Source organism: Faecalimonas nexilis (genome assembly GCF_059731825.1).
Genome location: NZ_AP029189.1, coordinates 3,055,524 through 3,080,414, shown reverse-complemented (window position 1 = coordinate 3,080,414; position 24,891 = coordinate 3,055,524). Strand labels below are relative to the sequence as shown.

Below are 24,891 nucleotides of genomic sequence, written 5' to 3'. Positions count from 1 at the left end.
AGCGATATAATAAAACTTGAAGCAAAATAATTGTTGGTTGAATTGCTGAAAAGGAGGAGAAGGGAATGCAAAAGAGACGAAGAATTATTGCAATTGTGTTAACGGCAGCCTTGAGCGGAACGATGCTCCCGGCAAACAGTCTGACCATGTATGCAGCCGACAAACTATCGCCGGCAAAATCTATTAGGGCAGATGTGGATAAGACGAAGTTCACACACAAAGAGTGGACAGGAACGGACTACACAGATGTAGAGGGCAAAAAAGTAACTGGAGAGGACGTATTTGGAATTAATCGTGAGGATGCAACGACAACATTGATTCCATATCAGGATATTGCCTCTGCATCGGCGGCGGTTTGGGATTATAATGCCAGAGAAGGATCGGAATATTTTAAACTTCTCACAGGAGACAGAGAAGACTGGGATTTAACTGTCGTGCAAAATCAGGAACAGGCTCAGAAATTTATGGGAGCAAACGGATTCATGACGAAAGAATTCCAGAAAGACGAGGCAGACGGATGGAAGACTGTTCAATTGCCTAAGAGCTGGACAAGGGACGATTTTGACTTTTCTATCTATACGAACGTACAGATGCCATGGCAGTCAAAATATGATCAGAATGTGTCTGTGCCAAATGCGCCGACAAATTACAATCCGGTTGGTCTGTATCGGAAAACATTTAATGTAGATGATAAAATGTTGGAAGATAACCGGAGAGTATATGTGAACTTCCAGGGGGTGGAATCTGCATATTATGTGTACGTAAATGGAAAAGAAGTCGGATACAGCGAGGACAGTTACAGTCCACATCGCTTTGATATTACGGACTATCTTCAGGAGGGGGAAAACCTTCTTGCCGTGAAAGTGCATAAGTTCTGTGACGGAACATGGTTTGAAGATCAGGATATGATTTATGACGGCGGTATTTTTCGTGATGTCTATCTGACAAGTGCACCGCTTGTTCAGATTCACGATTACACAGTTCGGACAGATTTGAATTCAGACTATACTGCTGCAAATTTGAAATTATCAGTGGATGTGCGAAATTTATCATCAGCGGCTCAAGACGGATACAGCATTGATGTAAAAGCGCTTGATCAAGCCGGAAATGATATTTTAGGCGGAGTCAATGTTCCGGTTTCTGAGGTCGCATCGACGGAGACAGGAACGGTAGAGATAAATCAAAAAGTGAAGAATCCCAAATTGTGGTCAGCTGAGAATCCAAATCTGTATGCGTTAATTCTCACGTTAAAAGACCCTTCTGGAAAGGAAGTGGAGACACTTTCAGCTCAGCTTGGTTTCCGTGAAATTGAATTCACATCTACAGAGGTGGATAGCAATTACAGAGTGACGACAAAAGAATGGGAGCCAGTTAAGATTAATGGCGAGAGACTGCTTTTAAAAGGTGCAAACCGTCACGACACTGACCCATTCTATGGAAAAGCGGTTCCACAGGATACAATACTTGAAGATGTCACATTGATGAAGCAGAATAACTTAAATGCAATTCGTACGTCTCACTACAGCAATGATGATTATCTTTACTGGCTGTGTAACTCATACGGCTTGTATATGATGGGCGAGACAAACATGGAAAGTCATGCGATCATGGGAAACAGCAATGCGATGGGATTATTCTATGAGCTTGGCATGGATCGAACAGAGACAGCGTATGAGCGGTTAAAAAATAATCCGGCGATCGTAATCTGGTCTATCGGAAATGAGATGGTTTATACTTCAGATGCGAACCATTCAAACGGTTTGTTCCGTGATATGATCTGGTACTTCAAAGACAATGACCCTACAAGACCGGTACACAGTGAAGGTCAGACGGACAGTATGGGTGTAGACATGGGAAGTAACATGTATCCAAGTGTAGGTACCGTTCAGGGAAGAGCAGGAGAAGGGAAAATTCCATATGTAATGTGTGAGTATGTTCATGGTATGGGAAACTCAATTGGAAACTTGAAAGAGTACTGGGATGCAGTGAGAAGTTCTGAGAATATGCTCGGCGGATTTATCTGGGACTGGGTAGATCAGGCGAGAGCGGTCGATTTGAATGATCTTGGTTCTACTTATAAGATGACAGACAAAACAGGTGTGAGCGGAGAGGCAGTTGGATACGAAGAAGACTGGAAGAACGATGCAGGAGAAGAAAGTCTGAATGGCGGTAAATCATTCTCAGGCTACACTGTTATGGAAGACAATGAGAAATATAATGCGGCGCTTTCAGGAACTGGAAAAGAATTTACGTTTGAGGTAATGGTAAAACCGGCATCTACATCACAGAACAGTGTACTTCTTTCCAAAGGAGATACACAGGTTGCATTGAAGACACAGAGCAGTGGAAGTGGATTGGAATTCTTCGTGTATAACAACGGAAGCTGGAAGAGTACATCCTGTGGATTCCCAGAGGATTGGACAGGTAAATGGCATCAAGTAGTCGGTGTATATGACAAAGGTAATTTAAAGATTTATGTAGATGGAGAAAAACTTTCAGAAAATACGGTGCAAGATAGTATTGCTTCAAGCAGCAGACCGGTTGGTATCGGATATGATGCGGAAAAAGGACGAAAAGTGGACGGAGAAATTTCAATTGCACGTATTTACAATAAAGCGTTAAGTGCAGAGGAAATTAACGGACAGAGAAAAGCAGTTCCAGATATCGCAACGGATGACAGCAGTGTACTGCTTTGGATGGATTATGCGGATGAGCATGAGACAGCACAGGTTACAGGATGGGATTATTACGCAACAGAAGAGGCTCATACAAACCTGTATTCAGAGGAAATCAAAGGAAAATTCTATGGATACGGCGGTGACTGGGGAGACTCTCCAAACGATGACAGTTTCTGTCAGAATGGTATTGTAAGTCCTGACCGTACACCACAACCGGAACTGGCAGAAGTAAAATACCAATATCAGAATTTCTGGTTCAGTGCAGATGTTGCAGATTTAGATGTACGCCAGGTAAATGTGTATAATGAAAATAATTTTAAGAATCTGAATGAGTATGATGTATCATGGTCATTGTTAGAAAATGGTCTTGTTATTCAGGAAGGCAAAGTGGAAGATGTTGATGTTGCTCCGCAGTCTACAGGAAAAATATCAGTACCATTTACAATGCCTGAGACAATTGATGCAGGAAATGAATATCATTTGAACATTTCTGTAACTTTAAAAGAAGATACAGAATGGGCGAAGGCAGGAGCTGAAATGTCCTGGTCACAGATTTCTGTTCCGGTGACAGTAGAGCAGGCTGCCCCTGTGATCAGTGAAGAAAAAGTGACAGTTGCAGAGGATGATGCAGCTTGGAATGTGACAGGAAATAATTTTAGTTTTGCAATTGAAAAAGCAACAGGTACATTGAAAAACTATACATATAACGGTGATATGCTTGTGGAGGAAGGACCGGCTCCGAACTTCTGGAGAGGCACGGTAGAAAACGATAAGACTGCGTTTGACTGGAATTGGGCAAATGCGGCAAAAACAATAAACGTTGAAGAGATTACAGTAGTTGAGAATGAAGCAGGTCAGCAGGTGATTACAGCGAATTTAGTATTCCCTACAGCAGGAAATACGAAAGAGACCATCGTTTACACAGTAAACGGAAACGGAGAAGTAACTGTGAAGATGTCTGTGGATGCAACAAAGAGCGGAATGGGCAATTTCCTTCGTGTTGGTTCTATGATGACACTTCCGGAAGGCTACGAGAATGTAACATGGTACGGAAACGGACCTGTTGAAACATTCAACGACAGAAAGACAAATGGAAGACAAGGTGTTTGGGAAAATACGGTATCTGAATTCTTCTTCCCATATTTGAAAGTAGATGATTCTGGAAACTTAACATATGTAAAATGGATCTCTGTAGATAATGGGGAAAATGCACTTTTAGTTTCTGCGAAAGATACAGTAGAAGCAAGTGCGCTTCACTTTACACCGGATGACATCAATGCGGTAGATCATGTATATGGATTAACGCCAAGAAAAGAGACGATCTTGAGTGTGAACTATGGTTCACTCGGAACAGGTGGAGCTACATGTGGTCCTGGACCTCTTACTCAGTATCAGCTGCCATCCAGCCGAGTTTACGAGTGGGAATTCACAATGATTCCGGCAAAAGCAGATGCAGATGCGCAGGCATTGACAGAGATGGCAAAACCTTATCATCAGGTTTCTTCATTTAACCGTGAAGACTATGACAAAGAGTATGCAGCAGAATTGATTGAAAAAATTGATTCCTTCGTTGCATACAGCTATGACCAGTTAGAGGAAGTAGAGGAATTACAGGCTGATGTGAATGCGATGACAGAAGCGCAGGCTGCAATCGTAAACAAAGATAAAGACAGAAGCAAATTAGTAAAGGAATATGTGGAGGCAGTCAAAGCCTTAGAAAACAAAGAAACTTATATTCAGGATGAGAGCAACAATGCTCTGGAAGTTCCATATGAGTCTTCAGCGAAATTCAAAAAGAATGGAGAGACCGTCGTTATGAATGGAAAACTCGCAGTTCCATTTAACGATGTTCTGGATCCTGTTTTTGAGGGAGATGCATCATTCTCCGTAGAAGTGAATGTGACACCTACAGGAAGCCGCGACTACAATATGTTCACAGGTAAAGGCGATAATGCATTTGCACTTCGTATCCGCGGAACAGAGAGCTTAGATTTCCATATTTATGCAGGCGGAAGCTGGAGAAGTATTGAATACGCAATTCCGGAAAATGAAAGAGCAGACTGGCTCGGAAAAGAACATCAGGTAATCGGTGTATATGACCATGAAGCACATAAAATTCAGTTCTATGCTGATGGAGAATTAAAGAAAGAAACAGCAACTAACACAAATGAGGGTGTGGCACATTCTGATTACAATCTTACAATCGGTGCATGTCCGTCGACAGGAAGATCTTCAGCTGCTGACTTTACATCTCTTCATGTTTACAACAGAGCGCTTTCAGCAGAGGAAGTGAAAGCTCAAAACAGCGAGCAGTTAGCAGTTCAACCGACAGATGAGGCAGTGGCATTGTGGCTTGACATGGAAAACATTCAATTCCACGATAAAGAAAATATTTATCAGGTAGAAATTGATCCGGCAAAAGCAGCAATTGAAGTTGGAAATGAAAAAGAATTTACACTTGTACCGGACAATGCAGATGCAAAAGTGACAAGCGTAAGATGGTCTGTTTTAGATGCAGACGGATTTGATGCAGATGGGGTTAAAGTACAATACAGTGCGAAAGATTACACGAAGGCAACAGTAGTAGTTTCAGAAGAAGCACAGGCAGGCGAATATGTACTGAAGGCAGAAAATGTAAATGGAGAAGAAGAATTGATGGCAGAGGCTCAGATTACTGTCACAGCAAAACCTGAGCAGGAAGACCAGATAATCTTTGATTCAAGCAAGAATAAACTGGACACAGTTCTTCCGGACACAGCACAGTTTACAGAAGGTGAATCGGGAGAAGTGGGTGCTTTGAAGGGATACTTCTCTGTAGATGATGAAAATAAAGTGGTAAACGATGCTATCTCAGGCAAAAATGCGTTTACTGTATCATCGAGAGTTTATGTTCCAGCATCCGTAAAATCTACTGACACAGGTGTATGGGACAAAGATAACCCGCACGAAAAACATAATATGATTGCAAGTATGGGTGACAACAGTTTTGCTTACCGTATCTACTACGATAAGAACAGAAAAGATATTCATATTGATGCATTTATCAGTGATGGAAGTTCATGGCTGCAGGCAACGACAGGACAGCTTCCGAGTGATTTCTTTGATAAATGGCACACATTATCCGTATCTTATGATGGTAAAACATTGAAAGTATATGTAGATGATGCAGTGACGGAAAAAGCAGGAGAAAAATCTGTTCAGAAGAGTGAGAATACATTCTCTGTAGGTTACGAGCCACAGAAAGAGGGAAGAAAATCTGAACTCACATTTGAGCAGGTACGGGTATTTAATCAGGCATTGACAGCAGAACAGTTGAATGAAGCAACTGATCCGAATGCAGAAAATGTTGTACTCTGGCTTGACTTTGATGTCAAAGAAGACGATTCGGCAACAGAAGCAGATAAGCTGAATTTACAGAATCTGATCAATGAATGTAAAGACATGAAAGAAGCAGATTACTTTGGAAAAGGCTGGACAGAAATGCAGACAGCACTAGGTGCAGCAGAGGACGTATTACAGAAAGATGCGCCTACAAAAGAGGAAGTAAAGAACGCTTATGATGCATTGAGAGATGCGAAAGGTCAGCTTGTATTCATTGGTGATTTGAAAGCAGTCGTTGATGGCGCAAAAGAAATCGTTGAAAACAAAGATTCTTACACGAAGGACTCTTACGAAGTATTCGAGACAGCATTAAATGCAGCAAAAGCAGTTCTTGAAAAGGAAGAATCTACTCAGGAAGAAGTCAACAATGCGAAGATCGCACTGTTAGATGCACAAAATAAACTTGTGAAAAAAGCAGATATCACTACTTTGAAAGAGGCGATTGCGAAAGCAGCAGAGATCAAAGAAGAAGAGGTTACTCCATCTTCATGGGAGAGAGTTCAGGCAGCGAAAGCAGCAGCAGAAAAGGTAGTTGCAGATTTTGAAAAAGATGAGACAAGTGTAACACAGAGTCAGATTGACGCAGCTGCAAAAGCGCTTCAGGATGCACTGGATTCTGTGCAGAAACGTGCAGACTTCACAGCACTTCAAGAAGCTGTGGACCGCATCAGCAAATTGCAGCTGGACGGCTACACAGAGGAAAGCGTAAAAGTGTTGAAAGATGCATTAAAAGAAGCAGAGGCTGTTTTGGAAGAACAGGAAGCAACTCAGAATACAGTAGATGAGATGTTGACAAAATTACTTGCGGCAGAGGAAGCTCTGACAAAAGAGGAAACAATTGAGAAAGCAGATTTGGAAGATTTGATCAACTATGCAAAAGCACAGCAGAGCAAAGAGGAATACAAATATTTGGTTCCGGTAGTGAAGGAAAGATTTGAGAAGGCTTTGGCAGAGGCAGAGACAATCTACGGAAAAGCAGATGCAACTCAGGAAGAAGTGAATGTAGCTTATGACAAACTGCTTCAGATGGTTCACTATCTTGACTTCACCGGAAACAGTGAGTCATTAAAAGTGTTGGTGGACGCAGCAAAAGGCTTGAATGAGAAACTTTACACAGAAAAATCATGGGCAGTGTTTGAAGATGCATTGACAAAAGCAGAAGCTGTACTTGCAGATACAAATGCATTGCAGGAGGAAATCGATGCAGCGAGAGAGGCATTGCATAAGGCGATGGATCAGCTTGTCAAGGTTCCGGTAGATAAGTCAAAACTTCAGACACTGGTAGAAAAATCTAAGAAGTATGAAGACAAATTGAAAGAATACACTCCTGAGACAGGAGAAATATTCAAGGGCGCATTGGATTATGCAAGAGAGATTCTCGCAAATAAAGATGCAACTCAGGAAGAAGTCGATGCAGCATACAATGCATTGCAGAATGCAATCTTTGGATTAAGACTAATTCCGGATAAAGATAAGTTAGATGATTTGATCAAAGAAGCAGAAAAGACAGATTTTGAAAAATATACAGAAGAATCCGGGACAGTCTTAAGAACAGCAATCGCAAATGCGAAAGCAGTGTTTGCAGACGAGAATGCAACAGAGACTGATGTAAAAAATGCAGAAAAAGAACTGAAGACAGCAATGAAGGGCTTGAAAGTTGCTTCGAATGATGAAAAAGACAATCAAGGAAACAGTAATGGCGGAACATCTGCAAGTAAAGCAGATGAGAATTCACCGAAGACAAGAGATGCCGCTCCTGTAGCAGCCACAGGTGCCGTAATGCTAGCTGCATTCGCACTGGTAGTTGCAATGAGAAAGAGACGGTAGTTGACTGATTGGGGACGTAGTAAAATTGAATTTTACTACGTCCCCAATTGACATTAGCCCTGTCCCTTTTTGAAAAAAGTAGTTGTATATTTTATGGCATGAGTATATAATAAAAAAGGTTGGAAAACTGATTGTGCAAAAAAAGTGGCGAATAAGCCAAATTTATGGAGGGAATTAATATGGGAAAATATTTTGGAACAGACGGATTTCGCGGAGAAGCAAATGTGGTTCTGACAGTAGAGCATGCTTTTAAAGTAGGTAGATTTCTAGGATGGTATTATGGTCAGGAACATAAAGCGAGAGTTGTCATCGGAAAAGATACAAGAAGAAGCAGTTATATGTTTGAGGACGCTCTGTCGGCAGGGCTTACTGCATCCGGTGCAGATGTGTATCTTTTGCATGTAACGACAACACCGAGTGTTTCGTATGTGACACGTACAGAAGATTTCGATTGTGGAATTATGATTTCCGCAAGCCACAATATTTTCTATGATAATGGAATTAAAGTCATCAATGCAAAAGGACATAAACTGGAAGCAGAAGTAGAAGAAAAAATTGAGTCATATATTGATGGAACATGGGGAGAGATTCCATACGCAACACGCGATGCAATTGGGCGCACGGTAGACTATTCGGCTGGAAGAAATCGCTATATTGGACATTTGATCGCGATGGCAACTCGTTCTTTCAAAGATAAACGTGTGGGGCTTGATTGTTCAAACGGAAGTGCATCTTCGATTGCGAAAAGTGTATTTGATGCGTTGGGAGCAAAGACATACGTGATCAACAGTGAGCCGGATGGAACGAACATCAATAGAAACTGTGGATCTACACATATTCATGTATTGCAGGAGTTTGTGAAAGAAAAGAAATTAGATGTAGGTTTTGCTTACGATGGAGATGCGGACAGATGTCTTGCGGTAGATGAAAATGGTAATGAAGTTGATGGGGATCTTATTCTCTATGTATGCGGAAAATATTTGAAAGAACAGGGAAGACTGAACAATGATACAATTGTAACGACAATCATGTCAAACCTGGGATTATATAAAGCATGTGATAAAGCTGGAATCAAATATGAAAAGACTGCAGTTGGAGATAAATATGTATATGAGAACATGGTGCAGAACAACCATTGTCTCGGAGGAGAGCAGTCAGGGCATATTATTTTCAGCAAATATGCGACAACAGGTGATGGTATCTTAACTTCGTTATTGTTGATGGAAGTTATGCTGGAAAAGAAACAGACACTTGCAAAGCTAACAGAAGAAGTGAAGATTTATCCACAGCTTTTGAAAAATGTAAGAGTATCTGATAAAAAGACAGCAAGAGAAAATGCAGAAGTCATAAAGGCGGTGGAAGCAGTGACGGAGGCACTTGGAAATGATGGACGTATTTTGGTACGTGAAAGTGGAACAGAGCCGGTAATTCGTGTGATGGTGGAAGCATCTACAGATGAACTGTGTGAAAAATATGTAAATCAGGTTGTTGAGGTAATGCATCAGCAAGGACTGATTGTAGGATAAGTCAGAAGAGGGAAAGTAGCGATTCATAGAAGTAGCTGCTTTCCCTAAAATTATCTCTACATAATAACAAATTAATATATTGATATATTGTTTGTTGGGTGATAATATAAAAAATAAAAACAGATTTAGAAAACCATTGCTTAAAGGAGAGGATAACTATGAAAAAGCAAGAGTTACAACATGTTTTTGGAAAGATTTAAAATTCCATTTATATTTTGTGGGTAGTTTTACTCTTTGAGCCTGTTTTTGTTTCATATTTGGAAAGTAGAGATCAAGATCCCTTTGTTACTGGCAAAACAGAGCGGCTAGGGTGGTAAATAGTTTTACTACCCCAGCTGTTGCAATACAAAGGAACTTCTATGATAATGATGGGCGAAAGACTTGAGAAAAACAAGCTTTTCGCCCTTGCTTTATTTATATAGCCCTATACGTTATGAAATCCTTTTCCGATAATCTCGCTTGTGTTAGAAATCAAAATGAATGCTCCAGGCTCTTGCTGCTTAATAAAATTACGAAGCTTAATAGCCTGCTGGCGGTTCAGTGCAGTAAAAATAATATAGCGGTGTTCACCGGAAAATGCGCCCTGAGCATCCACAATCGTTGCACTTCTCATCAAATCATGTGTGATGAAGTCACAAATGGGTTCGGGATGGCTGCATACAACATTGAAATATTTTGAAAGATTAAAACTTTCGATAAAGTTATCAATCATAAAAGAGCGAATAGACAATCCAAGCAAAGAATATAGACCGGTTTTAATGTCAAAAATAAAGAAACCGGCAATGGTAAATGCCAAATCTGTCAAAAGCAATGCTCGTCCGATGTTGATGCTCGTATATTTTTTAAAAATCGCAGCAATGACATCTGTACCACCACTGGAAGAACCAATGTTAAAAAGTACAGCAGAGCTGAATGCGGGAAGTGCGATTGCAAAGGCAAGTTCCAGCATCGGCTGATCTGTCAGCGGATGGGACATAGGAAAAATACGCTCCAGTAATGATAAAAGCACTGAGAGTAAAATACTACAGTAAGCAGTAGTCAGTGCAAATGTTTTACCGAGAACGATAAGTCCAATCAGTAAAAGGAGCATGTTCATAATAAAGGTAAAATCACTGGCGGACATCACGCCTGTTTTGGCAACTAAAACAGCAAGACCTGTAATGCCTCCGAATGTGAAATTGTTGGCAAATTTGAAAAAGTAAATTCCGATTGCCATCACCAATATACTTCCAGTCAACAGGAAAAAGGATTTTGATTTTTCTTTCATTTGATGTTTTCTCCGTATTCTATTTCTATTCATACGAATTGTAACGCTAGAAACATAAAAAGTCAACGCATTAGAGTGCATAATATGGTAACAATAGAAATAGAAGAGGAGGGATATAAAAATGAACAGATATTTGGCGATTACAGACGTATACGCAAGAGAAATATTAGATTCCAGAGGGAATCCTACAATAGAAGTAGAAGTTTTGGCGGGAGATGAGTTCCTGGGGAGGGCAGCAGTGCCGTCAGGAGCATCTACCGGACAATACGAAGCTGTGGAACTGCGAGATAGAGAGGAGAGGTATGGCGGACTCGGAGTACAACGGGCGGTGGATCATGTCAACACAAAGCTTGCACAGGCGGTCATTGGTCTGAATGTATTCGATCAAGCGCATTTGGATCAAGTGCTTTTAAAAACGGATGGGACACAAAACAAGAGTAATATGGGGGCGAATGCGTTGCTTGGGGTTTCGATGGCTGCTGCGAGAACAGCGGCAAAAGCGTTGCGTATTCCGCTTTATGCCTATCTTGGAGGAGTCAATGCGAAAAAAATGCCGGTTCCGATGATGAATATTTTAAATGGAGGACGGCACGCAGATAATACGATTGATTTTCAAGAATTTATGATCATGCCGGTCGGTGCGTGTTGCTTTCGAGAGGCACTTCGGATGTGCTCAGAAATTTATCACGCGCTAAAGGCATTGCTAAAAGAGCAGGGTTACAGTACAGCGGTGGGGGATGAAGGTGGATTTGCACCTGATTTTAAAGATGCAAAAGAAGCATTACAGTTTATTGTAGATGCGGTAAGAAAGGCAGGATATGAGCCGAGAAAAGATATTGTGATCGCATTGGATGCGGCCGCGACAGAGTTCTACAACAAAGATTTTAAAAAATATGTATTTGAAGGAGAAGGAAAAATGCGGGGCGGTCAGGTAATTCGTTCCGTGGAGGAGATGATTGATTATTATGAGGAACTGATTATGGAATTTCCAATCATGTCTATTGAAGATCCGCTTGATGAAGAAGACTGGGAAGGATGGGAACTTTTGACGACAAGACTTGGAAGAGACGTGCAGCTTGTTGGAGATGATCTGTTTGTCACTAACACAAAGCGTCTTTCGCGTGGGATTGAACAGAAGGTAGCAAATGCGATTCTTGTAAAAGTGAACCAGATTGGGACACTGACAGAGGCATTTGAGGCAATTGAAATGGCGAAAAATGCGGGATATAAGACAATCATTTCCCACCGGTCGGGAGAGACAGAGGACAGCATCATAGCGGATATTGCTGTTGCATTTCAGTCGGGGCAGATTAAGACAGGGGCACCTTGCCGGTCGGAGCGTGTGGCAAAATATAATCAGCTGCTTAGAATAGAAGAACATCTTGGCAATGTGTCATGTTACGAAGATCCATTTAAGCGCTTTTAAGGTGACAGAACAGTAACCTTTTAATAAAAAATATACGAAATCCAATCGAAACGCTTGCAGAATGAACAAACATATGGTAAAATAAGTATGTTATTTATTCAGGAGGTGTGTAAAATGGATATTTTAAAAACAGTATTGATGATTTTATTTGCAATAGATTGTATCGTATTGACTGCGATCGTATTACTTCAAGAGGGAAAGTCAGCAGGACTGGGAACAATCAGCGGTGCTGCAGAAAGCTACTGGGGACAGAATAAAGGACGTTCTATGGAAGGCGCTCTTGTAAAATCTACGAAGTTTGCAGCTGTATTATTTATCGTATTGGCAGCAGTATTGAATTTGAAAGTATTTGCTTAATCATATACGGGCGAATGAGATTTGCGAAACACTCTTATTGATATAAGAGTGTTTTTTTTACACTGTGCAGAAGGAAGCACTTGTTTTAGACTAGAAAGACAAAGGAGAGAGAATGGATCAGACATTTGAAAGACGAAAAAAATTAATTTATGATTTTATTTGTGATGAATTTTATGTGCCGATGAAGCTGAAAGAACTTGCAATCTTACTGCAAGTACCGAAGGATCAGAGAAAAGAACTGAAAGCGATTATGGATTCGTTGGAAGCGGAAGGCAAGGTACATGTATCTAAAAAAGGGAAGTATACCAAGGGAGAGGCAAAGCGTATCGTAGGGACTTATCAGGCTCATGCGAGAGGGTTTGGCTTTGTTACGGTAGAAGGGGAAGACGATGATATTTTTATATCAGAAGATGATACAAATGGAGCTTTTCATGGGGATCAGGTTGAAGTGACGATCAAATCGGCACCAGATGGAAAGAGACGGGAAGGAAAGGTTGTGCGGATTTTATCACATGGTACGACAAGGCTTGTTGGATATTTTCAGAAGAATAAAAATTTTGGCTTTGTCGTTCCGGACAATCAGAGGTTTATCAAGGACGTATTCGTGCCGTTAGAGCGCTCGAAAGGAGCAGTCACCGGACACAAAGTAGTTGTGGAACTTACGAAATATGGGGGAGACAATAAAAAGCCGGAAGGAAAGATTGTGGAGATTATCGGGCATGTCAATGATCCGGGGACAGATATTATGTCCATTGTAAAAGGGTACGATCTTCCAATTGAATTTCCGGAAAAGGTGTTGAATCAGGCAGAGCGTGTGGCAAAAGATGTCAGTACGGCAGACATGGCAGGGAGAATGGATATCCGTGACTGGCAGATGGTGACGATTGACGGAGAAGATGCAAAAGATTTGGACGATGCAATCTCCCTGACGAAAGAGGGAGAGAACTATAAACTGGGAGTGCATATCGCGGATGTGACAAACTATGTACAGGAAAAAAGCGCGCTGGATCGCGAGGCTTACAAAAGAGGTACAAGTGTGTATCTTGTGGACAGAGTGATTCCGATGCTCCCCCATATACTTTCTAATGGAATCTGTTCTTTGAATGAAGGAGAAGATCGTTTGGCATTGAGCTGTATTATGACTATCAATGACAAGGGAAATGTAGTAGACTATAAGATAGCGGAGACAGTTATTTGTGTCGACCGCCGAATGACATATACGAGCGTGAAAAAGATTCTGGAAGAACAGGATGAGGAAGAAAGCAAAAAGTATGAAGAATTTGTACCAATGTTTCAGATGATGGAGAAAGTAGCGGGAATTTTACGCGAAAAGCGAAAAAAAAGAGGCTCTATTGATTTTGATTTTCCGGAGACGAAGATGGTTCTGGATGAGCAGGGAAAACCGATTGAGCTGAAACCATATGACAGGAACGTGGCGACAAAGATTATTGAAGACTTTATGCTGCTTGCCAATGAGACGGTGGCAGAACATTATTTTTGGCAGGAGATTCCGTTTGTTTACCGGACACATGAACAGCCGGATGAAGAAAAGATTCAAAAGTTGGCGATTTTTATTAATAATTTTGGGCACTCTATGCACATTGCAAACAATGCAGTTCGTCCAAAAGAGATTCAAAAGCTGCTTGCAAAAGTAGAGGGGACGAACGAGGAGGCATTGATCAGCCGACTGGCGCTTCGATCTATGAAGCAGGCAAAATATACACCGGAAAACACTGGACATTTTGGTTTGGCTACAACGTATTACTGTCACTTTACGTCGCCGATCAGGCGGTATCCGGATCTGCAGATCCATCGCATCATCAAGGAAGATTTGCGAGGCAGAATGAATGACAATCGACGTGAGCATTACGAGAAGATTCTTCCGGAAGTGACGAAACAGTGCAGCGAGAGAGAACGTCTGGCAGAAGAGGCAGAAAGAGAGACGATCAAGTTAAAGAAAGTTGAGTATATGGAGGAGCATATCGGCGAAGTATTCGAGGGTGTGATTTCAAGCATTACCAAATGGGGAATCTATGTGGAACTGCCAAACACGATTGAAGGTCTTGTCCATGTAACTAATATGCATGATGATCATTATGATTATATAGAAGAACGATTTGAGATGGTCGGAGAGCATACACGGAAAGTCTACAAACTTGGACAGACTGTATATATTGTGGCAACAGGGACAGATCGGCTTCAACGGACGATTGATTTTGAATTCGTAGAAAAAGAAGAGGTGGATTATGGCAAAAGAACAGGGGAAACTAATTGCGAATAACAAAAAAGCATATCATGATTATTTTATACTGGACACATACGAGGCGGGGATTTCTCTGCATGGGACTGAAGTAAAGTCCCTTCGCATGGGAAAATGCAGCATCAAAGAAGCATTTATCCGTATTGAAAACGAGGAAGTGTTTGTCTATGGAATGCATATCAGTCCTTATGAAAAAGGAAATATTTTCAATAAAGATCCACTGCGGGTGAGAAAGCTATTGCTTCACAGATCAGAGATTAATAAAATTACAGGAAAGATCAAGGAAAAGGGAATGGCGCTTGTCCCGCTGAAGGTGTACTTTAAAGGAAGTCTTGTAAAAGTCGAGATCGGTCTTGCAAAAGGAAAGAAACTTTATGATAAACGGAACGATATTGCAAAGAAAGATCAGCAAAGAGAAGCACAGAGAGACTTTAAGATCAGAAATCTGGATTAGGAGGATATAGATATGGTACCAAGAACAAAAGAAGAACTCAGTAAACTGGTGACGGAGGCGACTGTTGAGACATACGAGGAACTGACGCCGCAATTGATACAGCTGATTGATCAGACAAAGCACAACGAGAATCTGACGGAAGCACAGAAGCAGGATGAGATTTCGCTTCATATGTTGGGATATGTGAAATCTTGTACGAACGAGATCATCATTGATGTTCTGGCAGAAATATTAGGACTTGACTAAGGAGGAAGATGCTATGAGATATTGTGTGAAATGCGGAAGACAGGTAGAGGACAGTATGAATTTTTGTCCGTCATGTGGTGCACAGATTCCAAAAGAAGAGACACATCATACATATGAGTACGGTAATGGTCAATATACGCAGAATCAGACAGAGCAGCGCAATTTCAGAGAACAAACCGTTAAGGAGGAGGGGACAGACAGAGTGCTGGCAGTGCTTGCATATTTGGGACTGCTGGTGTTTGTGCCGATTTTGTCGGGAAGTAAATCAGAATTTGTCAGATTCCATGCGAACCAGGGACTTGTGCTTTTTATCTGTAGTGTATTGTGGAATGCATTGGACTGGATTTTATCGCGTTTTGTATGGTTCATGGATGTTGGGATTATCTCTTTGGGAGATCTCTTAGGTATTGTAAATTTGGCACTTGTTGTACTTGCAATAATCGGAATTGTGAATGCATGTAAGAGCAAAAAAGAAGAATTACCGTTTATCGGGAACATTGTTTTGTTCCAATAAAAGAAAAAGGGTAAGAGGAGCCGGACAGCCGTTATACAGGCTGTCCGCTTAATTTTGCCTCAACTAAAACGTCGCCTTCATAGCGAAGTTTCAGTGAAAAAAATGGAGCATTTTCAGCGATCAGGCGGTGAAAGATCCGATCTCCTTCCCAGAGATTCAACTGATAGATATCCTTTTTGGGAACCCATTCTAAAGTGCCCTCATCACAGGAAATCATCTCACCTTCGTAGCCGTCGGCAGTATAGAGACACATATATTCAGCGTGTCCGACTTTGTCTGAAATGAATGTGACAATTCCCCGGAACTGATAAGAAGTCAGAGTAAGACCTGTCTCTTCTTTTACCTCTCGTAAAAGGCATTCCTCGGGTGTTTCGTCTTTCTCAAAATGCCCTCCTACACCAATCCATTTGTCTTTATTGACATCATTTTTCTTGGAAACACGGTGCAGCATCAGATAGCAGTCATCTTTTTCTATGTAGCATAAAGTTGTCATTTCCATAATTAGTTTTACCTCCTTGAGATAGTTTGTCAGGATTACTTTACCATGAATTTTTAAACCCAACAATTATATATTGAAAAAATTTTCCGCGCAATGCAGTTGTGAGCGAACAAAAATTTTGATAGAATTGTAGCGGAAAAGAATGGGGGAAGAGAAAAATGAATCATATGCAAAGAAGAGAGCAGTTAAGAGGAATTGCATTGACAATTATTGGAGGAATATTTTGGGGACTTGCAGGTGTTTGCGGACAGTATTTGTTTGAAGAGCGGGGATTGACTGCAAAGTGGCTTGTAAGTGTGCGGCTTGTGCTGGCCGGATTGATATTGCTTCTGACGGTTTGGGCAAAACAAAAAAAGCAGATGTTTGAAATATGGCGCGAAAAAAGAGATGTATTTCAGCTTATAATGTTTGGAATATTTGGGATGGCATTCTGTCAATTGAGTTATTATGTGGCGGTGGAGACATCAAATGCCGGAACCGCAACAGTTCTGCAGTATACGGCGCCGATCATTATTATGCTGTACGTTTCTGTTCGCAATAAAAAAGTACCGCAGAGAATTGAGATGCTGGCGCTGGTTCTGGCTGTCGGGGGAACATTCCTGCTTGCAACACATGGAAATATCACGAATCTTGCCATCTCTACGGAGACTTTAGTATGGGGACTTGCCTCAGCGGTGGCAATGGCGCTTTATAATCTGATTCCGGGAGAATTGATGAAAAAGTTTGGAACATTCAATGTAATTGGATGGGGAATGCTGATTGGAGGAATCTTTTTATGTGTATTTATAAAGCCTTGGCATGTGATCGGCATGTGGGATATCTATACAGTGCTGGCGATGGCGGCGGTAATTTTGGTTGGAACAATTTTGTCCTTTACAACATATATGGAAGGTGTTCGACTAATTGGGGCATCTAAGGCAAGTCTGTTTGCGTCTGTGGAGCCTGTGACAGCCACATTTATGACTGTGGTGTTTATGGGAGCAGCGTTTCAATTTGTAGACTTTATTGGTCTGGCAGGCATATTGGGGGCAGTTCTTATGTTGTCCTTATTGAAAAAAGAATAGCTGGAAAATTTAATCTGATTTGTTTGTAAAAGCAGTACGGAATTCTTTTTTATCGCTGTGCTGCATGGCAGACAGACGTTGTTTGGCAATTTTGCCTGTTTTTCCGGAAAAATGAGAGCAGCTATAATTTGTTGTAGTTGCTGTTTTTTTTGTATTCATGATGAGGTAATCCTTTCTTAAAATTTATATATAGTGTTACCGAAAAATACAAATTTATAACAAAAGATGTCTTTCTAAGAAAAACAGTTGTATTTTTGACGAGGATGTGTTAAAGTCTTAGTTGTATAAAAAATTAAAAAAACTCTGGAGAGTCTCAAATATTAGAGCGCCGAAGGTGTACGGCAGACAGAAATGTCTGTTAATCTCTCAGGCAAAAGGACAGGGCAAATGTATGAATTTCAAAGGCCGGTCAAATGACTGGTCTTTCGCTTTGTTTAGGACATATCCGAGTGAGTATGGAATGAGCAGGAGGTTTTTAAATGGAAGCAGTAACAGAAGTAGTGAGTAAGGCGAGTGATTATTTGTGGAATGTCATTTTGATTATTTTGCTTTGCGGAACCGGAATTTATTTTACAATCCGATTGAAGTTTATCCAGATCAGGAAATTTGGTGAAGGGTTTAAACTGGTATTTGGAAATATTTCTCTGAAAGGAGAAAAAGGGAAAAACGGCGAAATGACAACATTTCAATCGCTGGCAACGGCAATTGCGGCTCAGGTCGGGACAGGTAATCTCGCGGGGGCGGCGACAGCGCTGATCGGAGGCGGCCCTGGCGCTATTTTCTGGATGTGGGTAAGCGCCTTCTTTGGAATGTCCACAATCTATGCCGAGGCGACTTTGGCACAACAGTACAAAGTCAAAAAAGACGGAGAGGTGACAGGCGGACCGGTTTACTACATACGGGCGGCATTTAAAGGGACATTTGGAAAAGCGCTGGCGGCAATTTTTGCAATTCTGATCGTACTGGCGCTTGGATTTACTGGAAATATGGTACAGTCCAACTCCATCGGAGCAGCGTTTTCGGAAGTGTTTTCAGCGAGAAATATTGAGATTCCGTCAATTGTGTTTGGACTGATTCTGGCAGCGGTCATTGGATTTATCTTTCTTGGAGGAGTCAATCGTCTCGCGTCAGTGGTGGAAAAGATTGTTCCGATCATGGCGGGAATTTATATTGTGGGAAGTTTAGTCCTGATTCTCATGAACATTACGGCGCTTCCGGGAGCAATTAAGATGATTTTTGTCGGAGCATTTAATCCGGAGGCGGTAGTCGGCGCAGGTGCAGGTATTGCAGTGCGGGAAGCAATCCGTTTTGGTGTTGCAAGAGGATTGTTCTCGAATGAGGCAGGTATGGGATCTACCCCTCATGCACATGCGAGAGCAAAAGTGGAGAATCCGCATAAACAGGGACTTGCGGCGATGATCAGTGTATTCATTGACACATTTATCATTTTGAACTTAACGGTATTTTCTATTTTGACAACCGGTGTGCTGGACAGCGGAAAAGAAGGAACAGCCCTGACACAGGCAGCGTTCACAAAAGGGTTCGGAAATTTTGGAGATATTTTTGTGGCAGTGTGTTTGCTGTTTTTCGCATTCTCCACGATTCTTGGATGGCATTTTTTTGGAGAGGTCAATGTCAAGTATCTGTTTGGAGAGAAGGCAGCAAAATTTTATTCGATTCTTGTAATCGGGTTCGTAATCGTCGGTTCTACTTTAAAGGTACAGCTTGTATGGTCTCTTTCAGACTTCTTTAACGGTTTGATGGTTATTCCGAATGCGATTGCCCTGTGGGCTCTGAGTGGAGTTGTTGTAAAGATATGTAAACAATACGGTAAAAAATAGAAATTCACAAAAGAAACATAAAAAACATAAAAAACACAAAGATACCTCACATTTTTTCTATAAACTATCGATAGAAGAAAGTGAGGTATTTTATGTCCGGAAAAGTAAAAGGTATATTGGCGGTAATTGTTTTGATGGGGATTGGTCTTGGGGCAAGATGGATGATATATGATGACTCTGCGGTGCAAGAAAGCAGTCTGTCGGAAGAAGAGGCAGAGAAAAAGAAAAAAATAAATGCAGTTTACAATACAGAGAATCAAGCAGAAATCAAGGAAGATTTGGAGCGATTAAAACAGGAGCAGACCTATACGCAAGATAATATGCTTATAAAATATAATCCGTTTGGAACCAATACACAGTCTTTGTATGTGTACTTTGAGACTGAGAATCCAGCGCAGATATCGTATACGATTCATGTGGCGGATAGTTCAATCGAAGATTTCAAAAGAACATGCTATCAGGAGTCGGAGATGCAGACACAGCATGAACTTCAAGTGATTGGACTGATACCTGATTTGGAAAATGAGATTACATTTACGATTGCCTATGAAGATGGAACTGTGGAAGAAAAAACAGTTTCTTATGATTTACTTAGGAATTCCTTAAAGGCTGTCGGAGTGGTTGAGAAAAATATTTTGTTATTTTATAATGGTGGAAAATGCAAAGGAGGGGAAGAAAATGATACAGTTGAGCAACATCAGTAAGAAATTCGGTGAGACACAGGCGGTTGAGGGGATATCGCTTATGATTCCGGATGGGAGTGTGTTTGGACTGCTTGGAAGTAACGGCGCCGGAAAGAGCACACTGCTTCGTATGATGGCTGGGATTCTAAAAGAAGATGCTGGAGAAATTTTAGTGGATGGAGATGCTGTCTTTGACAATCCACAGGTAAAACAGAATTTGTTTTATCTGTCAGATGCCCCGTATTACTTTTCGAATGCCACGCTGCAGACAATGAAAGAATTTTATCAGAATCTATATCCGCAGTTTGATCAGGATGGGTTTGAGATGTTGATCAGGCAGTTTAACCTGAATGAGAACAAACGGATTCGAACTTTTTCCAAAGGAATGAAGCGTCAGGCATTTATTATTCTGGCGATCTGTTCCAATACAAAATATATTTTGTGCGATGAGGTATTTGACGGACTGGATCCGATTGTCTCAAAAGTGGTAAAAGATTTATTTCGACAGGAACGAAAGATGCGGAAAATGACTTTGGTCATGGCGTCTCATGACTTAAAGGAGCTGGAAGATTTTTGCGATTCCATCGGAATTATACATAAAGGAGACTTGCTGCATTCGAGTGAGATTCGAAAAGAAACAAGCGATATGCACAAGATACAGTGTGTGTTTGAACAAGATGAGGAAGCATTTTTGCGAGAACATCTTCATATTGTCCGATATGGGAGAACAGGAAATTTTGTGACAATGGTAGTGAAGGGAGAAAAAGAAGCGATCATGCAAAAGATTCAGGAAAAGACTCCGGTTTGGTGTGAGACGATTCCATTGTCTATTGAGGAGATTTTTCTGTGTAATATGGAGGGGGTAGATTATGACATCAGCAAAGTTATTTTCTAAGTTTTGCAAAGAGAACCGGAGACAAAAAGGGTGGCTTTGGATATTGAGCGGACTTATTTTTACGGTGTTTACTTTTACGTTTTTTATGCAGGATGTTCTGATGGACAGCGATGAGATGTATTTTGGGCTGTATAATACGAAGATGATGTGGATTACACTCGCCGTGGCGGTTATGATCGCATTTCAGGGATATGGATTTTTGCTGCAGGCAAAGACGGTTGATTTTTACTATAGTCTTCCGGTCAAGCGAAGTCATCTATTTTGGGGAAATTATCTGAATGGGATTTGGGTGTATCTGATTCCAATGCTGATCAGTCAGCATATCTGCTTTTTTATGGTATGTGGGTTAGGAAAAGAGGGATGGAACGAGCTGACAGGATATTTACTTTGGGGAATTTTCGTCCATGTGCTTGCGCTCTTTTTCTTCTATCATCTTGCAATTATGGCGATTTACCTGGCTGGGAATATGTTTGGAGCAGTGGGGATTTTTCTGGTGCTTCTATATTGTGTTCGGATTGTGATAGATGATCTTCTGTTACCGCTGTGTGGAAAGTGCTTCGAGACATTTTATCAGATCGATATGATTAATCGGATACGAACATATGGGATTCCATGGGAACTGTACAGTGGTCTGAATGGATTATACCGCAAGATGTCAGTCAATAAATATGCCTATGCGGTAGAATGGTCAGAAATTGTGACGATTGTGTTGTGGAATATATTGATTTTGGCAGTATGTGTTATCTTACAGAAAAAGAGAACCGCCGAGAGTGCGGGAGCGCCGGTGGCATTTTTTAGAATCGAGAGAGTGCTCCATGTAGTGATTGATATTTCGGTCGGACTGTTAGTGGGGAATCTTTTGATTACGTTTGCATCAGGAACATATCAGCTCATCGCAGGTGCTGCAGGGTGCGTAGCCGGAAGTATATGTTCTTATCTTCTGTTGGAAATGGCATTTCGTATGCGGTTAAAGGTCAGATTCAGGCAGAAGGGCTTGATTGCGGCTGAGGGAATTGTAGCGGCGGCAATTGTGCTTGGATTTTTTGCAGGAAAGAATTCGTATGATACATATTTGCCGGAGACAGAGAAAATTGCGTCCGTGGGAATCAGCCTGAGAGGCGTGGATGAAAAAGAAGACTACTCTTTTACGGAGGAGCGTCTTCGGAACGTGCGTTTGACAAAAAAGGATGATATTGAGAAAATGCATACATGGATTGAAGAGCAATTACTTGCTCAGAAAAATGATGGGCAGTTGACAGATGTGACAATCGCATATCATTTGGAGAATGGAAAAGTAGTATATCGAAATTATCCGATTGCCAATGTGAGTCAGATTGAAGCATTTGATCCAATTTATACGACGAAGGACTATAAAAACGGAATCTACAGCGTGCTTTCCTATACAGATTATGAAAATCTTGAACTTACGTGGACCAATCAGGTAGAGAATATGACATTGAACATTTCTCCTGATGAGACGAAAAAACTGATGGAGACATATAGCCAGGAATTGACGGTTTTGGATATTAGGACTTTGGAGAAAGAACTTCCGGTAGGGAAACTTTTGGTGACGGACGGAGAGTTTGGCAATGAGACGAGTGCGTATTTATATCCAAGCTTCGAAAAGACACTTACGCTTCTTGAAAAGTATCAGATTCCCGCAAAGAAGAAGATTAGTGAATATGAGATTGCAAAAATCGAAGTGACAGAGCTGCGGGAAGGAACAAAAGTGACACAGAAGCGAGACACATATACCGAACCGGAGGAAATCAAACAGATTGCAGAAAAACTTGTGTATCAGGGATATGCAATTCAGCCGGTATTGAATCCGGTGGATACAGAAACAAAAGTGGAAGTGAAATTTCAAAATAATAGTAGGGAGACAGTTTATACCGTAGATTACTATATCAAATAAAGTCAATTGGGGACGTAGTAAAATTCAATTTTACTACGTCCCCAATTTGCAAATTATAATTTTTCTGGTGCAGCGTATTCTACTCCGTCTGTATCCACAGTTACAGATTTGATTACCTGTTTTTCAAGTGGTCTGTCGCTGTAGTCAGTTGCTGTCTCAGCGATTTTATTTACGATATCCATGCCTTCAATGACTTTTCCGAAAGCGGCATAGGATCCGTCTAAGTGCGGAGAATTTTTGTGCATAATAAAGAACTGTGATCCGGCAGAGTCTGGATGCATTGCGCGCGCCATGGAAAGGACACCCGGCTCATGTTTCAAATTGTTTGTGAAACCGTTCTGTGAGAATTCACCTTTGATTGAGTATCCAGGACCGCCCATACCGGTTCCGTCAGGGCACCCTCCCTGAATCATAAAGTCACGGATGACACGGTGAAAAATAAGTCCGTTGTAAAATCCGTCTTGCACTAATGTGATAAAGTTGTTTACTGTGTTTGGAGCAATTTCAGGATATAATTCAGCTTTGATTACATCACCGTTCTCCATTTCAAATGTTACGATTGGATTTGCCATAATCGATACTTCCCTTCTAAAATATAGTTATTTTGTAAACAACATTTTATAAGTCACGAATAGGTTTGTCAACCTGAGATGGAAAAACAATGTATTATAGACGTATTACCTGTGTCGCGATTGCTTCCCGGAATGCGTTGTCGTGTTCCACTAAAAGCATAGTTGGTGAAAATGTTTCTATGAGCTGTTCAATCTGCATGCGGGAATACACATCAATAAAATTCAATGGTTCGTCCCATACATATAAATGAGCCTGCTCACAGAGACTTTTTGCGATGAGCACTTTTTTCTTCTGTCCTCCGGAAAAATCAGAGATATCTTTTTCGAACTGCACGCGTTCGAAATCCATTTTCCGCAAAATTGCTTTGAATAAACTTTCGTCCAAATGATGTTTTTCGGCAAATTGAGACAGTGTTCCTCCCAAATGTGAGGTGTCTTGCGGTACGTAGGAAATGACAAGGCCGGAGCCGATTGTCACAGTACCTGTATGTTCCGGGGCGTATTCTGACAGCAGTTTTAATAAACTGCTCTTCCCACAGCCGTTTTTTCCATCCAAAAAGATGCGTTCTCTGCGCCGGATTTCGAATGACATCGGTTGAAAGACCGGGCGATCGTCGTAGATTACGGATACATCAGAAAATGAGGCGAGTACGTCTGTGCGGTATGTAAGTGGCTGAATCTTCAAGAAGTCTGCAGTTTCCACATTTTTCAGTAATGCGGATTTTTGTTCGATTGCCTGTTGCTGCCTCGCTTCAGTCGATTTAGAGCGTTTCATCATTTTAGCTGCTTTGTGACCGACAAAGCCTTTGTCTGCGCACCGATTTTTGATGCTTCCACCCGGTCGGACCAGACAGCAGTGCGTTGCGCAGATTGCTGTAAGCGATGGATATCTTTTTTGAGCCGTTCGTTTTGGGATAACTCAAATTGCTGCTGCTGTTCAAAATTTCTCATAAAAGACGAAAAATTTCCGCTTTGTACTTCGATGTTGTTCCGGTTGAGTGATAAAATGTGATCGACACATCCGTCTAAGAAACATCGGTCATGCGACACCAAAATAAATCCTTTTTTCTTTTGTAAATAGGCAGATACCTTTTCACGGGCAGCGGTATCCAAATGATTTGTCGGCTCGTCAATCAGCAGAAAATGTCCTTCATTTAGAAAGAGAGCTGCGAGCAGTACCTTCGTCTATTCTCCGTTGGAAAGTGTTTCAAAAGGACGCCATAGTACATCTGCATCCACATCTAGATAGGACAGTTCACGCATCAATTCCCAGCTTTCGGCATTCGGGCAGACTTCCTGTAAAATATTTTCCGTCAATTGCTTTTTGTCAGAAACCTAGTTTCCAGTCTGTATCAATTTGGAAACTGGTATGATCAAAAATGGCATCATAGCTTGACGGGTATGAAAAAGTAAGATTTTCAATTCGTATCATGGACATTGTAAAATACCCCCTGCTTAAAATTTTAGAAAATAAAAAGAGCTGCAA

General features: G+C 41.2%; 17 protein-coding genes, 1 pseudogene and 1 riboswitch. Of the genes and pseudogenes, 13 read left to right on the top strand and 5 right to left on the bottom strand.

The genetic code is table 11. The annotated features are described in order from the left end of the window. The first annotated feature begins 65 nt into the window (after positions 1–65). A complete protein-coding gene (locus tag AC6I5B_RS15405; protein WP_497773441.1) occupies positions 66–7,886 on the top strand; it encodes a glycoside hydrolase family 2 TIM barrel-domain containing protein in 7,821 nt (2,606 codons plus the stop codon). Between the two features lie 179 nt (positions 7,887–8,065). Then, positions 8,066–9,412, top strand: coding sequence for a phosphoglucosamine mutase (gene glmM, locus AC6I5B_RS15400; protein WP_022251031.1), 1,347 nt, complete (start codon positions 8,066–8,068; stop codon positions 9,410–9,412). 424 nt (positions 9,413–9,836) lie between these two features. Here glmM and AC6I5B_RS15395 read toward each other — a convergent pair whose 3' ends face one another. After that, positions 9,837–10,679 (bottom strand): YitT family protein, encoded by an 843-nt coding sequence (locus AC6I5B_RS15395; RefSeq protein WP_004614896.1) that lies wholly within the window; start codon positions 10,677–10,679, stop codon positions 9,837–9,839. Between the two features lie 121 nt (positions 10,680–10,800). Here AC6I5B_RS15395 and eno point away from each other — a divergent pair, with 121 nt between their 5' ends. From eno to AC6I5B_RS15365, 6 genes are all read left to right on the top strand, one after another. Beyond that, the gene (gene eno, locus AC6I5B_RS15390; RefSeq protein ID WP_004614895.1) at positions 10,801–12,105 is read left to right on the top strand and encodes a phosphopyruvate hydratase; all 1,305 of its coding nucleotides are present in this window, start codon (positions 10,801–10,803) and stop codon (positions 12,103–12,105) included. Between the two features lie 114 nt (positions 12,106–12,219). Continuing rightward, positions 12,220–12,462, top strand: a complete 243-nt coding sequence (secG, locus tag AC6I5B_RS15385; protein ID WP_022251032.1) for a preprotein translocase subunit SecG — start codon at positions 12,220–12,222, stop codon at positions 12,460–12,462. 112 nt (positions 12,463–12,574) lie between these two features. Then, on the top strand, positions 12,575–14,743 hold the full coding sequence (gene rnr / locus AC6I5B_RS15380) for a ribonuclease R (protein ID WP_497773440.1): 2,169 nt from the start codon (positions 12,575–12,577) through the stop codon (positions 14,741–14,743). Beyond that, positions 14,709–15,176 carry an SsrA-binding protein SmpB gene (gene smpB, locus AC6I5B_RS15375; RefSeq protein ID WP_004614892.1) on the top strand — a complete coding sequence of 156 codons (468 nt, stop codon included), beginning with the start codon at positions 14,709–14,711 and terminating at the stop codon, positions 15,174–15,176. The genes rnr and smpB overlap by 35 nt, the downstream gene beginning before the upstream one ends. Before the next feature lie 12 nt (positions 15,177–15,188). After that, entirely contained in the window at positions 15,189–15,422 is a 234-nt protein-coding gene (locus AC6I5B_RS15370) for a hypothetical protein (protein ID WP_004614891.1), read from the top strand. A 13-nt stretch (positions 15,423–15,435) separates the two neighbouring features. Further along, entirely contained in the window at positions 15,436–15,936 is a 501-nt protein-coding gene (locus AC6I5B_RS15365) for a zinc-ribbon domain-containing protein (RefSeq protein ID WP_022251033.1), read from the top strand. Positions 15,937–15,967: 31 nt separating this feature from the next. On the opposite strand, the gene AC6I5B_RS15360 is transcribed toward AC6I5B_RS15365, so the two are convergent. After that, positions 15,968–16,435, bottom strand: coding sequence for an NUDIX hydrolase (locus AC6I5B_RS15360; RefSeq protein WP_022251034.1), 468 nt, complete (start codon positions 16,433–16,435; stop codon positions 15,968–15,970). A gap of 158 nt (positions 16,436–16,593) precedes the next feature. Here AC6I5B_RS15360 and AC6I5B_RS15355 point away from each other — a divergent pair, with 158 nt between their 5' ends. Beyond that, positions 16,594–17,499: a DMT family transporter gene (locus AC6I5B_RS15355; RefSeq protein WP_004614888.1), complete on the top strand. Its 906-nt coding sequence runs from the start codon at positions 16,594–16,596 to the stop codon at positions 17,497–17,499. Between the two features lie 9 nt (positions 17,500–17,508). Here AC6I5B_RS15355 and AC6I5B_RS15350 read toward each other — a convergent pair whose 3' ends face one another. Next, positions 17,509–17,658, bottom strand: a complete 150-nt coding sequence (locus tag AC6I5B_RS15350; RefSeq protein WP_459632946.1) for a hypothetical protein — start codon at positions 17,656–17,658, stop codon at positions 17,509–17,511. A gap of 134 nt (positions 17,659–17,792) precedes the next feature. Next, positions 17,793–17,891: riboswitch (glycine riboswitch) on the top strand. 87 nt (positions 17,892–17,978) lie between these two features. Between AC6I5B_RS15350 and AC6I5B_RS15345 the strand changes: the two genes are divergently transcribed. The 4 genes from AC6I5B_RS15345 to AC6I5B_RS15330 all read left to right on the top strand — a co-directional run bounded on the left by AC6I5B_RS15345 (position 17,979) and on the right by AC6I5B_RS15330 (position 22,833). Further along, a complete protein-coding gene (locus AC6I5B_RS15345; RefSeq protein WP_004614886.1) occupies positions 17,979–19,340 on the top strand; it encodes an alanine/glycine:cation symporter family protein in 1,362 nt (453 codons plus the stop codon). Positions 19,341–19,432: 92 nt separating this feature from the next. Further along, positions 19,433–20,044 (top strand): aryl-sulfate sulfotransferase N-terminal domain-containing protein, encoded by a 612-nt coding sequence (locus tag AC6I5B_RS15340; RefSeq protein WP_004614885.1) that lies wholly within the window; start codon positions 19,433–19,435, stop codon positions 20,042–20,044. After that, positions 20,019–20,918: an ABC transporter ATP-binding protein gene (locus AC6I5B_RS15335; protein ID WP_004614884.1), complete on the top strand. Its 900-nt coding sequence runs from the start codon at positions 20,019–20,021 to the stop codon at positions 20,916–20,918. The genes AC6I5B_RS15340 and AC6I5B_RS15335 overlap by 26 nt, the downstream gene beginning before the upstream one ends. Next, the gene (locus AC6I5B_RS15330; protein ID WP_071144467.1) at positions 20,893–22,833 is read left to right on the top strand and encodes a DUF6449 domain-containing protein; all 1,941 of its coding nucleotides are present in this window, start codon (positions 20,893–20,895) and stop codon (positions 22,831–22,833) included. The genes AC6I5B_RS15335 and AC6I5B_RS15330 overlap by 26 nt, the downstream gene beginning before the upstream one ends. Positions 22,834–22,886: 53 nt before the next feature. Here the strand turns inward: AC6I5B_RS15330 and AC6I5B_RS15325 are convergent, their stop codons facing one another. Beyond that, positions 22,887–23,405: a peptidylprolyl isomerase gene (locus AC6I5B_RS15325; protein ID WP_004614882.1), complete on the bottom strand. Its 519-nt coding sequence runs from the start codon at positions 23,403–23,405 to the stop codon at positions 22,887–22,889. Positions 23,406–23,499: 94 nt separating this feature from the next. Beyond that, positions 23,500–24,843 (bottom strand): annotated as a pseudogene (gene abc-f, locus AC6I5B_RS15320) (ribosomal protection-like ABC-F family protein). Positions 24,844–24,891 lie beyond the last annotated feature (48 nt).